Source organism: Hymenobacter rubidus (genome assembly GCF_016734815.1).
GTDB lineage: Bacteria > Bacteroidota > Bacteroidia > Cytophagales > Hymenobacteraceae > Hymenobacter > Hymenobacter rubidus.
Window position 1 is genome coordinate 1 of sequence record NZ_JAERQF010000046.1, and the last position, 15,850, is coordinate 15,850.

Sequence of the window (15,850 nt, forward strand, 5' to 3'; positions counted from 1 at the left end):
GCGAAGGACCTTATCCCGTCAGAACAACGCCTATTCTGCCGGGATAAGGTCCTTCGCTGCGCTCAGGATGACAGACGTGTAGGCAAATCAGACTTTCTAGACAGCTTCAATGCCAGCGCATCAACAAAAAAGCACCGTGCAAGTTGCACGGTGCTTTTTTGTTGATGCGCTGGCGGCTTTACTCTTTCTCGAACTTCTGCACCGCACGTCCGGCGGTGGTTTGGAGCTCCAGGAAGTAGAGGCCGGGGGCCAAGCGCTCGATGGCTACTTTGGCCGTGCCGGCTTCGGTGGTGCCTTGAAGCACGGCTTGTCCCAATAGGTTGAGCACGCGGTAGGGCGTGACGGCATCGATTAGGAAAGCAATGCTGCTGCGCGCCGGGTTGGGATACAGCAGAACTTTGCCGGCAATGGTGCCATTGCCAGCTACCGTGGCTATGGGGGAATAGGCGATGGTGCCGTCGCGGTCTACCTGACGCAGGCGGTAATAGACCATAGATGCAGGTGCGGTTTTATCCAGGGCTGCGTAGGCGCTGGTGCGGGTACTATTGCCTTGGGCTGCCACACTGGCTACTGTAGCGAACTCAACCCCGTTGAAGCTGCGCTGTACGTCGAAGGTGGCGGCGTTCTTTTCGCTGGCAGTGGTCCAGTTCAGGGCCACGGTGGTTTCGGCCTGGCGTTGGGCAGTGAAGCTGGTCAGCTCGACGGGGAGCGGGTTGACGGCGGCTCCGAACGTTACGTTTTCGTTGGTGGCACCCAGGGCAAACGTGGCCGATGGGACGGCGCTAAACGTGTTGATGGGCTTGGAAGTGAGCGTGCCGGTTACATCAGGCCCACCGAAACCGGTGCTGGGGCCGCTGCTGGCGCTGCGGTCCAGGTTGTTGAATGGGGACCCCAAGGCACTGACGGCCACCACCAGACCCAAGTCGTTGGGGTTGTTTACGCCGTCGCCGGTGCCGAAGCTGAGCGTGACGGTGCCGGCCGCGTTGTTTGTCGTATTGTTGGTAGATGCGAGGGTGAAGGACCGGAATCTCGACACGCGCTTGAGCGGCGCAGTGCCTAAGCCGTTGGTAGCGTCCAGGTTGCTGGCTCCGGCGGGGTTGGGGTTGCCTTCCACTTGCTCCACGGTGTAGGTGCTGGCGGTGTTCTGGCTGGCTAGCGTGAGGGTAAAGGGACGGTAGTAAGTGAGCTTGCCCACCGGGAATACGTAAGGGGTCGCCGTGGTGATGTTGCCGGGTGTGATGCGGGCCAATGGGCCGTTCACGAAGCTGGTGGCGCTGCCTCCTGTTGTGCTGGCAGTTTCAGATAAGGTGAGCAGATTGGTTGCGGAGGTGGTGAGCTTGCCGCTGGTAAGGGTAAGCACTTTTTGCAGCGTAATGGGACGTTGCAGGGTGACACCTGCCGCGTTGTTGATGGCAAGCGAAGCATTAATTCCAAAAACCAACGCCGTAATTGGGGCGCTACCGCCGATGACTTGTGCCGTTGTGCCATTGAACTGTAGGGGAGCTGTAGCGCCTGGGTCGAAAGAGAAAGAGGCCGAGTTGTTAACCAGTAAATCTCCTTTTATGGTGTATGTATTACCTGAGGCTGGCGCTGTAGGAGCGATGGTAAGTGCACTGGTTCCATTCACTTGTATACTACCTCCTACCCTGACGCCGCCATTCAGATTCAGACCTACGCTCTGGCTGATGATTAAATCACCCAGGGTGGTGAGGGGACTTGCTCCGGTTAGATTACCAACCAGCGTTAGGTCAGATGTATTGAATTCTAGCGTACCATACGTACGGTTCGATACCGAAGGCGCGACGCTGGTGCCACCCGCTTGCGCGTACACAAAACGCCCACCGGTTTCGAAGGTGAGCACAGTGGTCGTACCACCGAATGGCTGACTGCCAGCATATTGTTCAAAGCGCGACCCACTGCGAAAAATAACCGAACTGGCGGTGGTCGTTCCAAAGGGCTTTACTGAGCCTGACTGGCTGTAGAAAGCCGTAGTACGGAAAATACCACCTGATACAAACTGCACTGCATTGGTGGCGCCTGCCTGCAAGCTGTGCTGTCCTGCAAAGCTTGCATTACCATCAAACACCAGCGTACCGGCGATGCTGGCTGTGGTGCTGGCCGTCAGGCTTACTGTGAGTCCTGTTGAAGCCACAGTGGCACCTAAAGTAGCACGGGAACCCGCCTCCACCACAAAATCGTCGCCGGCCGCGTTGCCGTCAATGGTTAAGGTGCGTGAAGCGGGCACCGTTAAGGTGGCCGTCACATTATTGCGAAACAACAATTGCGAAACGGTTTCGCCAGCGGCAGCAATATTCACATTGACGGTGGGGCTGGCTACCGTGCTGCCATCGAATACCAGCACATCGGCAGTCGAAGCCACGGCGCGTAACGGCAGCCAATTAAGAGCCGTTGTCCAGTTATTATCTAGTCCCAGACCCGACCAAGTGTAGGTGGCTGCCGGCACAGGAAGCGTTGTAAATATAGCCGTTCCGGGAGCATTGCTATAGTAATTTTCTACTCCTCCGTTGCCATTGAATGCATAGGTGGTGAGGGTATAACTGGTGTTGCCGGTTAGGCCGGTTACCGTGAATGTGTTGGTACCCGTGGTTCCTGCAAACACGACAAAATTGTTGGTTCCAACTGCCGTACCGCTGCCGTAGGCAGTATTGGCTGTATAGCTGGTGCCATCAACCGGGGCGACGGCTATGGCTGATGTTGGCCGGATGACTACCAATTGATAAGCGCCATTGCCACCGCTCACGGTCACGTCGGCTTGCGCTACAACCACATTCGTCACACTAACGCCGGGCTGAACGGTAGGCTCAGTGGCCAACACATTCCCGTATACGGCCACGTTTCGGGTACTGGCATTGGTACTGGCATTACTCACTTGCAAGGGAGTACTGGAAGTGCCATACGTGCCGGTGGAAGAGCCAGTCAACCGTACATAAACGGTAGTAGAAATGCTCCCGCTACTTTGCACCACAGTCAAGGAAGTTGCGAACCCAGTGGTGGCACTGGTTTGCGAGACTTCGTAACCTGAAGGTGCATTAATTGAAACATTGGCCGTCAAATTGCTGCCCGTGAGCAGATAACTCTGAGCAGCAGCAGGCGTACCCTGTGTAGTACTGAAAGCACTAAACGGGTTCGGTGTGGGAGTGACGGTAAGAGCAGGACTGGCATTGGCAGTGCCCGTAACCGTAAAATCGTCCATTCGGTAGTTAGTCCCTGTCACTGACCATCGAAAAATCAAGTTTGAAGCTCCTTCGGCGCCAGCAGGTAACGTAATGGTTCCGATGAGTGCCCAAGTCGAATTATTTGCTACATCCGTAAAGCTAACAGCGTTAAAAACTGTACCATCGGTCGACCATTCAAAACTGGTTAAAGCGGCTTGACTTGCAGTTCTGCGCGCAGCCCAAACTACTTGAATTCCTGTATAACCAACAGTAGAAAGATTATTATTGAAGATAAGCACTTGATTTGCTGAGCTTGAGCCCGTTCCGGTTCCTGGAGCCACATGTGCCCCGCCAGAGGCCCCAGTGTAGGAAGTGGTGGTTGCAGCACTTGTAGTGGATGTTGTCCACGCAGGTGAGGTGGAGGAAGTCCATCCGCTGGGCAACGTATTAACAGCAGTTCCAAAATCCTGACTATATGGTAGCTGCCCCCATCCTAATAACGGCAAAAACAGCAACATCAACAACGTCGGAAAACGGCGCTGCACAAAAATTAAACGCATGTAAAAGTTTCTCATTAGCGGTAACATGAGTAATTAATAAAAAGACTTTGGCATAAGTACAGTATAGGGTAAAGATACCATCACATTGCACTGCCTACCTAATGCTGAAATTATGAAATCATAATACTTTACATGCACAGGGGTCGATTCACCCCCCCCTTACATACAAAACCTGCCCTATTTTGACAATAACACGAGCGGAATTTGGGGGCTTTGGTGATAATCACATAGAAATTTCTTTCTGCAGCCCTATCTGACCATCCGGATGCGCAATGTATACCCGAAAGCACTGCCCGGCGCCCCCCTTAACTTATTCGCAACCAACCTAGGCTGTATGTCACTACCCTTACCCCAACAGGCTAACCCAGCCAAAACCGGTGCTGATGGCGCTTACAAAGTCAGAGTAGGCTAATCCCGCCTATGCTGTCTGTAAAAGACAAACGCCCCGGCCACTACGGGCCGGGGCGTTTGGTTGTAGTGCCTGCCATCCCCCATTGGCGCAGAGCCGGCTGCTGCTGCCAGCGGCGGCAAGCCGCTGGGTGGGTGGCCACAGCCGGGTTGCTGTTCCGGTAAAGAATGACAGGACTTAGGGGAAGAACGAAGCAACAGCTAAAACTACTGCCGGGGCTAACGCAAGCGCAACCGTATCGGCCAAGGCAGGAAATATGTCGACTGAAAGCCCCGTTTCACCTTTATTATCGGCCGATGCCACGGCCGTCAGGCTGCCGCGAATACGGCATGGATGGCCGGGTGACTCCAGTGGCGCATGGGCACCGGCGTGGCCGCCACCGCGGTACCCGCCACGGCCTGAATCACGTCCTCGGTGAGGGCACACTGGCGCTGGTGCGAATAATGCCAGCGCTCCAGCTGGGCCAGCTCGACCCGCGCTTGGGTGGCCACGGGGTCGGAGAAGGTGCGGTGGATGGCGCGGGCGCAGGCCGCCACATCGCGGCTGAGGTAGAGCAGGCCAGTGTGGCCGTGCTGCACCAGCTCCACGGTGCCGCCGGTGGCGGCGCCCACCACGGGCACGCCAGCCGCTTGGGCTTCGAGGGTCACCATGCCGTAGGTTTCGTTGGCCGAAGCCATCACGAACACGTCAATGGCTTGGTAAAACACGGCCGGGTTGACCCAGAAACCCCGGAAATGCACCCGGTCCTGCAGGCCCAGCCGCACCACCTGCCGTTGCAGTTGGCGCAGGTAGGTGTCGCCCTCGTTGCGGGTCGGCTCGCCCATGATGACCAGGTTTGCGTCGTAGCCCAGGTGCTGGCGCAGGTGGGCCAGCACGTCAATCACGAAGTCCTGGCCCTTGCCTTCGTCCCAGCGGCCCAAAATGCCCAGCAGGCGGCCTGTGGCGGGTAGCTCCAACTCCTCGCGAGCCTGGGCGGTGGTACGGGTGCGGGGCGCAAACTGCTCCAAGGGCAGCCCAAGGGGTACTACATGAAGTTTAGCCATATCGAAACGGGTGCGGTAGGCCACTTCGCGGGCCAGGCTGGGCAGGGGCGTCAGCCAGGCATCAATCAGCCGAAACCGCAGCGTGTGAATGAGACTGCGCTTGGGCCGTCCCAGCTGCATGTGCTGCTGGTAGATGATGCGCAGATGCCCTCCCATGAGGGTTTTGACGAGGGTGGCCAGGGCGAGGTCCTTGTTTTTCGTCACCACCAACACGCCCACATTCAGACGCTCCAACTGGGTTTTGAGGGCCCAGGCGGTGAGGGGCATGGCTGGCCCCCGGCGCACCACCAACGTCTCCAACGGCACAAACCACTCCTCGGCCCAGTGAGCCAAAGGCGTGGCGGGTGGCGCGAAGAACGTGACGCGCCACCCGCGCTCCTGCATCCAGCCCGCAAACTTCAGGCTGTTCAGCTCCAGGCCGCCCAGGCTGCCCGAGAGGCACAGCACGGCCAGCTGCGGGGCATCATCGGGGCCACGGAGGCCCCACCCGGAAACCGAGTTTCCGGGGATAGTATGTGAATTCATAGCTCAGAAAGACAGAAAGTGTAAGGGGCATGTGCGGCAGAAGCAGTAAGAACGAGGTAAAGAGAGAAAAACCAGAACGTCATGCTGAGCTTGTCGAAGCATCTCGACCGCTTCGTTAGTCTCCCCTCTCTTTTGGAGAGGGGCCGGGGGTGAGGTTCCACGTCAGGCGAAGCGGTCGAGATGCTTCTACAAGCTCAGCATGACGTTCCTTTATCATTGCAACTCCTTAGCTCCAACGGCTGAGAAATTGTAAAAAGGCGTCTTTGTACTGGTCGCCCACGGGGATGGTGACGGCCCCAATCTGGACGGTGAGGCGGCGCACGGCCTCAATCTTGTCGAGCGCCACGATGAACGAGCGGTGGATGCGCATGAAGCGCCGGGTGGGCAGTTTCTCCTCCATGGCCTTCAGGCTCATGAGCGACAGTAAGGCCCTGGGAGTGCTTTTGAGATGCACCTTCACGTAATCTTTCAGGCCTTCCACATAGAGGATGTCGCTCAGGGCCACGCGAACCAGCTGGTATTCGGCCTTGAGGAACAGGTATTCGTCTTCTTCCGGGACGGCTGGGGCCGCGGCCGCTGGTTGCGGCGCCGTGAGCTCGGCATAGGCCCGCGCCTTGCCCGCCGCCCGCAAAAACTCCTCGTAGTTGAAGGGCTTCACGAGGTAGTCGATGGCGTCGACGCGGTAGCCTTCCAACGCGTACTGCGGAAACGCGGTGGTGAAGATGACGCGCGGGCCCGTGGGCCCCAGCACGCGGGCCAGCTCCAGCCCGTTCAGCTCCTGCATCTGGATGTCGAGAAACGCCAGGTCGACGGTGCCGGGGTGCTCGTGCAGGTACTTGAGGGCTTCCACCGCACTCCCAAACTTGCCCACCAGCTCCAGAAAGGGCGTTTTCTGCACAAAGGAGGCCACCAAGCCCAGGGCCAGCGGCTCGTCATCGACGGCAATGGTGCGGAGGGCGGGCAGGGAGGTCATTGGGGGGCAGGGAATAGGGAACAGGGAATAAGTGGGGGGAGAAAGGAGGAGGCCTAGCTCCTATTCCTTATCCCTTTTCCCCATTCAGGCGACGTGCAAGGTGAGGTGAACCCGGAATTCATTGGCCGGCGTGTGGTCTTCAACCAGCAGATTGAACTGGCCGGGGTATAACAAATCGAGCCGACGGCGGGTGTTGGCCAGGCCAATGCCGTTGCTGCCGGCCAGGTCGGTGGCCGGCGCAGCCAGGCGCGTGTTGCGTACTTCCAGTTCCAGCACATCAGACTGGGGCTGGCGCAGCGCAACGTAAATGCGGCTGGCCTGGGTGGCCGCTACGCCGTGCTTAAAGGCATTTTCGAGGAAGGGCAGCAGTAGCATGGGCGCCACGGCCACGTCGCGCACGGGCTCGGGCTTTTCGAAGGTGATGGTCACCCGGTCGTCGAGCCGCAGCTGCATGAGGGTGATGTAGTCCTGCACAAAGGCAATTTCCTGGCTGAGCAGGGTGAGGCCGCCGGCGGTGTCGTAGAGCACGTAGCGCATCATGCGCGAGAGGTGGTGGATAGCCGTGCGGGCCCGCTCGCCGTCGAGCAGCGTGAGGGCGTAGATATTATTGAGGGTGTTGAAGAAAAAGTGCGGATTAATCTGGGCCTTCAGCACCGACAATTCCGCCGACACGCGCTGCTGCTCCAGGCTTTGGCGGGCCTGGGCGTCCTTCTGCCACTTTTGTACCACCGTAATGCAGGTGCTGATGCCCAGCACAAACATGGTGGTGAGCAGGCCCATGGTGTCGATGTGCGGGCCGGTGCGGGGCAGCCGGGGCCGCCCCGCCGCCGCCACAAAGGCCTTATCCATGAGCGCGGGCAGGTTCAGCTCCAATTCCAGGAGCTTGCTGAAGCCCAGTACTGCCAGCGTAATGCCCAGAAGCGTCAGAATAAACCATTCGGTCCGCCCCGGAAACAACAGCCGGGGCACCATCACCCGCGCGTTGAGGTAGAAGGCGGCAATCCACACGGCGAACATCAGCCCCTGCTTCACCCAGAATTGCGGTGGCATGGTGAGGCGGCCCGTGAGCGGCTGAAACAGCAAAAACGTGAGCCCGAACAAGCCCCACACCAGCACATGAATGAGGGGCGTGAGGTAGCGACGGGGGGTGAGGACGGCCATACAGAAGCACTAAAGCGAAACAAACTTAGCGAGGCCGCGCACCGCACCACGGGGCTAACCGACCGCTGGGAGTATTGTATCGACGGCGGGCGGCGTTTTATCGGTCGGGCCAAGGCCTTTCACACGCATGGGCTTCACTCAGAAACTCCGAACTTTGCACCCATGATTCCTTCATTTCTGCTTCTACCGCTGCTTGTGGTGCTTTTTCCTGCCTTCGCCCCGGTAGCTCCGCCCCTGCCCAACTACGACAGCTACCCCACCTACCTCGGCCCCGACCTGGGCCTGACGTGGCGTGGCACCCAGGCCACCCTGCGCGTGTGGGCGCCCACCGCCGAGGCCCTGCGCCTGCGCCTGTACGCGGCCGGCACCGGCGGCACCGCCCGCACCGAGGCCGCCATGACCAAGGCCGAAGGTGGCACCTGGACCTATACGCTGCCCGCTGGCACCACGGGCTTCTACACCGTGCAGGCCACCATCGGGGGCAAAACCATGGCCGAAGTGGCCGACCCGTATGCCCACGCCGTGGGCATCAATGGCCAGCGGGGCGCGGTGTTCAACCCCTACATTGCCCAGCCCGCCGGCTGGCCCGAGGACCTGCGCCCGGCGCTGAAACAGACCACCGACATTGTGATTGGCGAAGTGCATGTGCGCGACCTGACCATGCACCCGCAGTCGGGCGTGCGGCACAAGGGCAAGTTTCTGGGGGCGGCGCAGGTAGGCACCCGCGGCCCCGAGAACGTGAGCACCGGCCTCGACCACCTGCAAGACCTGGGCCTGACCCACGTACACCTGCTGCCCACCAACGACTTCGCCAGCATCGACGAAGCCACGCCGGCCAGCGCCAACCGCTACAACTGGGGCTACGACCCGCTGCACTTCTCCGTGCCCGAAGGCACGTATTCGACCGATGCGACTAATCCCGCCGCCCGCATTCGCGAGTTCAAGCAGCTGGTAGAAAACCTGCACGGCGCCGGGCTGCGTGTGGTGTTGGATGTGGTGTACAACCACACGGCCGATGCCGGCCGCAGCAATTTTGAGCAGCTGGTGCCCGGCTACTACTACCGCCACAACCCCGACGGCACCCTGAGCAACGCCACCGCTTGTGGCAACGAAGTAGCCTCCGAGCGGCCCATGGTGCGCAAGCTCATTGTGGAATCGGTGGCGTACTGGGCCCGCGAATACCACGTCGACGGCTTTCGGTTCGACCTGATGGGCGTGCTCGACATCGAAACCATGCGCGCCATCCGCATCGCCCTCGACCAGCAGGACCACAGCATTTTCATGTACGGCGAGGGCTGGACCGCCGGCGCCTCGCCCCTGCCCGACGCCCGGCGTGCCCTCAAAGGCAACATGAGCAAGCTGCCGCGCATCGCGGCCTTCGGCGACGAGCTGCGCGACGGCGTGAAGGGCCACTACGCCCACCAGACCGAGCCCGGCTTCGCCAGCGGCCAGCCCAACCTAGAGGAAAGCGTCAAATTTGGCATCGTGGCCGCCACCCAGCACCCGCAGGTCGACTACGCCAAGGTGAACTACTCCAAAGCGCCCTGGGCCAGCGAACCCGGCCAGGCCATCAACTACGTGGCCTGCCACGACGACATGGTGCTCTGGGACAAGCTGCGGGTAGCCAACCCCGGCGCCTCGGAAGCCGAACGGCTGAGGATGGATGTGCTGGCCAACACCATCGTTTTCACCTCGCAGGGTGTGCCGTTTTTGCCGGTGGGCGATGAATTTCTGCGCACCAAAGGCGGCTCATCCAACTCCTACAACCAGCCCGACAGCGTGAACCAGCTCGACTGGGGCCGCAAGGCGAAGAACCTGGCTGTGTATGAGTTTTACCGCAAGCTCATTGCCCTGCGCCGCGCCCACCCCGCATTCCGCCTGCCCACCACCGAGCTGGTGCAGCAGCACCTCGAATTCCTGCCCAATATGTCGCCCGGCATTATCGCCTACAAGCTGAAAGACAACGCCGGCGGCGATGCCTGGCAAAACATCGTCGTCATTTTCAACGGTAACCGCTCCGCCTGGAGCGTGAAGCTGCCGCGCGACACCTACAAAATGGTGCTGCGCGGCGACCAAATCAACGAAGAAGGCCTCGACGTGCTGGAAGTGACCAGCGGCGTGCAGGTGCCCGGCAATTCGGCCCTGATTCTGGTGCCGATAAAGCAGTAGCGCAGCAATCGAACGTCATGCCGAACGCAGCCGAGGCATCTCGCCCGCGCCATTTGTCATCCTGAACGCAGTGAAGGACCTTATCGCGTTTGAACAAGTCGTTCATCGCTGATAAGGTCCTTCGCTGCGCTCAGGATGACAGACGACTGCTGTGTAAGCACGGCCAGAACTTGCTAATCTGAAAAAATCCGCTTTCCATTTTGGAAAAATTTCTCCCCGCCGAGCCTTGCGTTCGGCGGGATTTTTTTATTAAATCCTTATAAATCAGATATAAGAGCCAATTCGCCGGAATAATTTCCAATTCGGCATTGGACTTGGCATTAGGTGGAAGTCACTAACCACTTAAATGCCATGAACACCTTCCTCTCTTCTTCCTCTGACCAAGACAACGGCCTGCCCAAGTGGCAGCAGCCGGAAAAAGTCGCCGGCCGCGTGGTCCTCGTTGGGCTGGTGGGTACGGCAGTGTACTTCTGGGGCCAAATCCTCCCCTTTCTGGTGGACATGGTGTTCGACACTGTGAAGCTGGGCATCGGGCTCGGCACGCTGTTCGTGCTGTTTCTGCTGGCCACGAATAAGCGGATTCACGCCGGGCTGTGGTACGCTGGGCAGCGCATCCTCCGCTCGATGGCGGGCATCTTCGTCAATACCGACCCCATCGGCATCATGGAAGACTACATCAAGAACACCGAAAAGGAGGCCCGCAAGATGGACGCCGAAGTCACCAACATCGAAGGCGCCCACGAACTGGTGAAGCGCAAGCTGGCCGCCAACGCTGCCCAGGTGAAAGAGTACCTGGCGCTGGCTGATTCGGCCACCCGCCAAGGCGAAAGGGATGCGGCCGAATCGTACGCCATGCGCGCCGCCCAGGTGCAGGACTACAGCCAGCGCCTGCAACCCATGGCCACCACCACGGCCAACGTGACGGTAGTAATGCGCCAGATTCTGAAAGCCGCCCTGCGCCAGATTGACGGCAGTAAGTTCAAGGTCAACCTGTTGAAGGATGAATATACGCTGGTGAAACGCACTAGCTCGGGCATGCGCGCCGCGATGAACATCCTGCGCGGCGACCCCGACAAGAAGTACTTTTTCGACTTGGCCACCGACCGGGTGGCCGAGGACATGGCCCAGCAGCTAGGCCAGATTAAGCAGGCCATGCGCTACTCGCAGGAGTTTGTGAAGGAGATGGACATCCAGAACGGCGTGATGAGCGAGAAGGGCCAGCGCCTGCTCGACAAGTACCAGAAAGGCGAGTTCAACGCCGTGCTCTCCGATAAGCCCCAAGCCCAACCCAGCAACGTCCTCACCACCAAAAAAGCCTCCGATGATGCCTATTCTAGCCTGCTTGATTAGCTTTTTGCTGGCCTGCGGATTGGTGGGCCTGCTTGGCCAGCCGGGAGACTCCGCCCCTATTGAACGTCATGCTGAGCGTAGCCGAAGCATCTCTACCTCAGTAGTAATCCAACCGGCCAAACGAAGCGGTAGAGATGCTTCGGCTACGCTCAGCATGACCGTTTCGGCCTGCCGCTAGCGCTACGGCCAGTTGCTAATCAACCCCACCAAAACCGAAAAAACTTGCGCCCCAAACCGGGTGCCCCACCCCTCTTTTGCCCCTACTAAAATGACTACACGCGGTAAATTTTTTATTGGCCTTATTCTCGTGGGCCTCTTGTACTTCGGCATCAACAAGTTGGTTTCCAGCGGTGCCGTCTTTAAGAAAGCCGACACCCAATCGGTGCTGCTCAACTCCATCGAGCTGCCCGCTGCCAGCGGCGGCAACCGGGCCAATATCGTGGTGCCGCTGGCCCCCATGCCCGGCACCGCCCCGGCCGAAAAGGGCACGCCCCTCACCTGGGAGGTGATGGCCTGGAACAGCCAGATGGCCGGCATGCTAGCCAACGGCGGACCCCGCTCCACCATGGGCTCGGCGGCTGCGGCCAATGGTCTGGACATGCAGATTGTGCGTCAGGACGATGTGAGCAAGATGCAGGCCGACCTGGTGAAAAACGCCCTCGACCTGCAAAACAACCCGGAAACGCCGGGCCTGATTGTAAGCATCATGGGCGACGGCCTGCCCGGCTTCTCGGCCGTGCAAACGGAGCTGAAAAAGGCCGGCACGCAGCTACAAATCATTCCCTACTCGGTGGGCAAATCCTTCGGGGAAGACAAGCTGATGGGCCCGAAAGAATGGCTGGATAACCCTAAAACGGCTTTGGGCAAAACCATTGCCTGCTACCTGCGCGACGGCGACCAGAACATTGCCCTGAAATGGTGTGCCGACAACAGCCTGAAAGTAAACCCCGACGAAACCACCTACGACCCCGAAGCCGTGAACTTCATGGCCGCCAGCGACTTCCTGGTTGCCGCCGAGAAGTACATCCTCGGCAAGCCCGAAGCCCGCACCAAAGTGGTGAACGGCAAGAACACCGGCGTGAAAGTGGACGTGGTGGCCGACGCCGTGGCCACCTGGACGCCCGGCGACGTGAATATTGCCAAGCAGCGCGGTGGTCTCGTCAACATTGTGAGCACCAAAGACTACTCGAACCAGATGCCCAACATCATGGTGACGACCAAGCGCTGGTACGACGCCCACCCCAAAGAAGTGCTGGGCCTAATGACGGCCTTCGCCGTAGCCGGCGACCAGGTGAAAAGCCACCCCGAGGCCCTGGCCCGCGCCGCCGACATTTCGGCCACCGTGTACGGCGACCAGGACAAGCCCGGCGCCTACTGGCTGAAGTATTACAAAGGCGTGAGCGAAGCCGACCGCAACGGCAACGTGGTGGAACTGGGCGGCAGCAAAGCCTTCAATTTCAGCGATAACCTGAACTTGTTTGGCCTCGACGAAGGCGGCACCAACATCTATGCCGCCGTGTACAAGACCTTTGGCGACGTGCAGAGCAAGCTCTATCCCAAAGAATTGCCGAGCTATGTGCCCCTAGCTGAAATGCTGGACCTCACGCCGCTGAAGAACCTGCAGCAGCAATACAAAGGCAAAGCCGTAGCCCCAGCCGAAACCCAGCAGTTTGCCGCTGGCGACGAAATCCGCCAAAGCGTGAGCAAGCGCGCCTGGAACATCGAATTCAACAGTGGCCAGAGCAGCTTCACCCCCGCCGCCGAGCACGACCTGAACCAACTCTTCAACGACCTCGTGGTGGCCGGCCGCCTGAAAGTGGCCGTGCACGGCCACACCGACAACACCGGCGACCCCAGCAAAAACCAGCAGCTCTCCGAAGACCGCGCCATGGCCGTGCAGCACTGGCTCGAAACCAAGAGCCACAGCGCCTTCCCCGAAGGCCGCGTGCAGGTGTACGCCCACGGCGCCACCGAGCCAGTAGCCAGCAACGCCACGCCGGATGGCAAAGCCAAAAACCGCCGCGTGGAGGTGGTGCTGGGCAACTAGAACGAAAACTCCCCTCCTCAACTGAGGAGGGGATGTTCGAGCCAGCGGCTCGAACGGGGGTGGTTGGATTCGTTGAACGACACCCGAACGAACCACACGCAAGTCGTTCAACGATTCAACCACCCCAGTTGAGCCTGCGGCTCAACATCCCCTCCTTAGTAAGGAAGGGAGTTTGACTGCCTTTCTTCTACTCCCCGTGAAATTCCTATTCTCCCCCAACGCCCAGCCGGCCCGTCTCGTGGCTGCTGCGGCGGGTGTTTTTCCCTTACTCGGCGGTGCGGGTGAGGCGCCCACCAGAACGACTATGACTGCCCACACCTACGCCTACCGCGACCCCATCCTGACGCTCAACAACGTCTCTATCACCCTCAACAACGAGCAAATCCTGCGCGACATCAACGCCCAAGTCCTCGACGTGACGCGGCCCAACATGCAGCAGGGCCAAGTTGTGGGCTTCTACGGCCGCTCGGGCATTGGCAAGTCGGTGCTGTGCCGCATCATGGCGGGCCTTGTCGCGCCCGGCACCGGCACCGTGGAAGTGGGCCTCGCCCAGCAGCCCGTGACGCCCGGCATGGTGGGCTTCGTGCAACAGCGCTACCCCCTCTTCGACCACCGCACCCTGCACGACAACCTGCTGGTGGCCGCCCAGCGCAAGCACGCCCCCGCCGACGCCCGCCAGCACGTCGACGCCTACCTCGAACGCTTCGGCCTGGCCCCGCACCGGCGCAAGTACCCGGCCCTGCTCTCGGGCGGGCAGCGCCAGCGGGCGGCCATCGCCCAGCAGCTGCTCTGCTCCGACCACCTCATCCTGCTCGATGAGCCCTTCTCCGGCCTCGACGTGGCCATGATTGACGAAGTGAAACGAATAATAGTCGAAGTCACCACCATGGACGAGCTGAACACCGTCATCATCGTCTCGCACGACATCGTGACCACCACCGCCCTGGCCGACCGCCTCTGGCTGCTCGGCTACGAGCACGACGCGGCCGGGGCCCTCGTGCCGGGCGCCACCATCAGCCCCCAGCACCAATACAACCTGGCCGAAATGGGCCTCGCCTGGCACGAAAACGTCGAAGCCGAACCCGAATTCGCCCAGTTCGTCGAGCACATAAAAAATGAGATTCGTGGGAGTTAGGGAATGCTGGAAATGGCTCTAAAACAGAGAGTATCCATATGGCAGCATTGAAACTAACTTGCACGCTCATTTCAATAAAAAACAAATTCATGCCAACCGATTTAGCGACAGTTCAAAATATATCGAGAGGTATTCGTGGCGAAGTCTCCGAAGTTGAAAACGGATTTGCACTGAGAAGAGGTAGCCACGAATATTTAATAACCACTGAAGATGCAGAACAATACCTCGCAAGAAAGGCAGATATAAGGCGCACGATAGAAACCCAAATTTATTATCCAGGATATTATGAACACATAGTTCGTTTTGAAGGAAATGGGCTTAGGTCAACTCCGCGTAGCGGAGATGACTCAATAGTACTCAACAGTCCAGATGGCCAAACTAAAATTGAAATTGGTATTATATCCAATTTCTTTACTCTAGCGCTATTAGACGTTGATAGGCTGTCACCACAGCTAAGAAGATTTATGATGGCGGGGTTGATGTTTAGCAGGCCTAGAGCTGACAGGCCTATTGGCACTTTGTTCCGGCTAATTTCGATTCGTGTAATCACCGATGCAACAGGCCAATTGGGTAAAAGCGTAGCTCGATTACACGAACTAGCTGAAGCGGCAACATTTCACATTGCTTATGGCCAAGGAACTTCCGTTACATTCACAAAATCTTGGGAGCGTACTGACTATTGGATTGGTCGCAAAGAGGCAGAGGAAGTTCAATTCCCAAGACGCATATATAATACGGAACTTGTTGGCTATTATAATCTAGCATTAGCGAGTGACAGCTTAGTACTTGGATACTTAGCACTTTATAATATTTTAGAATATTTCTATACTTCAGTTGCAGAGAGTGCAATACACGACAAACTAAAAGAGCAATTAGTAGCTCCAGATTTCACTCATACTAAAGCCAAAAAATTACGAGACCTTATTAAAACAATTCGGCAATTTGACTCAAAGCTTGACGAAGCAAATTCATTAAAGTTGGTACTCTCTAAACACTTTGAAAAAGCCGATTTGCGCAGTTGGGTCAGAAGTTACGAAACTAAAGAGGGCGTTTATTTCACGAACGAAACTTCTATTTTCGGAACAAATCAACGTTTAGACGTTAGTGACGGCTCTATAATTGGCAGCTTAGCGTCAAGAATTTACCTTATTCGGAATGCACTCGTTCATAATAAAGAGGGTGAAGCAAGCAGGTTTATACCGTATTCTGGTCAGGAAGAATTCTTATCAAAAGAAATTCTAATTCTACTTTTCTTGGCTGAACAGTTAATAATTAAAACTGGCAAAGACATAGTTTAAATCG

Annotated in this window: 9 protein-coding genes; 5 read left to right on the forward strand and 4 right to left on the reverse strand. The window is 58.2% G+C overall.

The features are described from left to right. Window positions 1-178: 178 nt before the first annotated feature. From JKL48_RS20895 to JKL48_RS20910, 4 genes are all read right to left on the reverse strand, one after another. Entirely contained in the window at window positions 179-2,941 is a 2,763-nt protein-coding gene (locus tag JKL48_RS20895; protein WP_201986988.1) for a beta strand repeat-containing protein, read from the reverse strand. Window positions 2,942-4,453: 1,512 nt separating this feature from the next. Continuing rightward, window positions 4,454-5,713 (reverse strand): glycosyltransferase family 4 protein, encoded by a 1,260-nt coding sequence (locus JKL48_RS20900; RefSeq protein ID WP_201986989.1) that lies wholly within the window; start codon window positions 5,711-5,713, stop codon window positions 4,454-4,456. 226 nt (window positions 5,714-5,939) lie between these two features. Next, window positions 5,940-6,686 (reverse strand): LytR/AlgR family response regulator transcription factor, encoded by a 747-nt coding sequence (locus tag JKL48_RS20905; RefSeq protein ID WP_201986991.1) that lies wholly within the window; start codon window positions 6,684-6,686, stop codon window positions 5,940-5,942. A gap of 84 nt (window positions 6,687-6,770) precedes the next feature. Beyond that, window positions 6,771-7,847, reverse strand: coding sequence for a sensor histidine kinase (locus tag JKL48_RS20910; RefSeq protein ID WP_201986993.1), 1,077 nt, complete (start codon window positions 7,845-7,847; stop codon window positions 6,771-6,773). 162 nt (window positions 7,848-8,009) lie between these two features. On the opposite strand from JKL48_RS20910, the gene pulA reads away from it, so the two are divergent. The 5 genes from pulA (at window position 8,010) to JKL48_RS20935 (ending at window position 15,846) form a co-directional block, all read left to right on the forward strand. After that, window positions 8,010-10,016 carry a type I pullulanase gene (gene pulA / locus JKL48_RS20915; RefSeq protein WP_201986996.1) on the forward strand — a complete coding sequence of 669 codons (2,007 nt, stop codon included), beginning with the start codon at window positions 8,010-8,012 and terminating at the stop codon, window positions 10,014-10,016. A gap of 351 nt (window positions 10,017-10,367) precedes the next feature. Next, entirely contained in the window at window positions 10,368-11,366 is a 999-nt protein-coding gene (locus JKL48_RS20920; protein ID WP_201986998.1) for a PspA/IM30 family protein, read from the forward strand. Between the two features lie 268 nt (window positions 11,367-11,634). After that, on the forward strand, window positions 11,635-13,413 hold the full coding sequence (locus JKL48_RS20925; protein ID WP_201987000.1) for an OmpA family protein: 1,779 nt from the start codon (window positions 11,635-11,637) through the stop codon (window positions 13,411-13,413). Between the two features lie 196 nt (window positions 13,414-13,609). Beyond that, window positions 13,610-14,548, forward strand: a complete 939-nt coding sequence (locus tag JKL48_RS20930) for an ATP-binding cassette domain-containing protein (RefSeq protein WP_201987002.1) — start codon at window positions 13,610-13,612, stop codon at window positions 14,546-14,548. An 89-nt stretch (window positions 14,549-14,637) separates the two neighbouring features. Further along, on the forward strand, window positions 14,638-15,846 hold the full coding sequence (locus tag JKL48_RS20935; protein ID WP_201987004.1) for a hypothetical protein: 1,209 nt from the start codon (window positions 14,638-14,640) through the stop codon (window positions 15,844-15,846). Window positions 15,847-15,850: the final 4 nt, after the last annotated feature.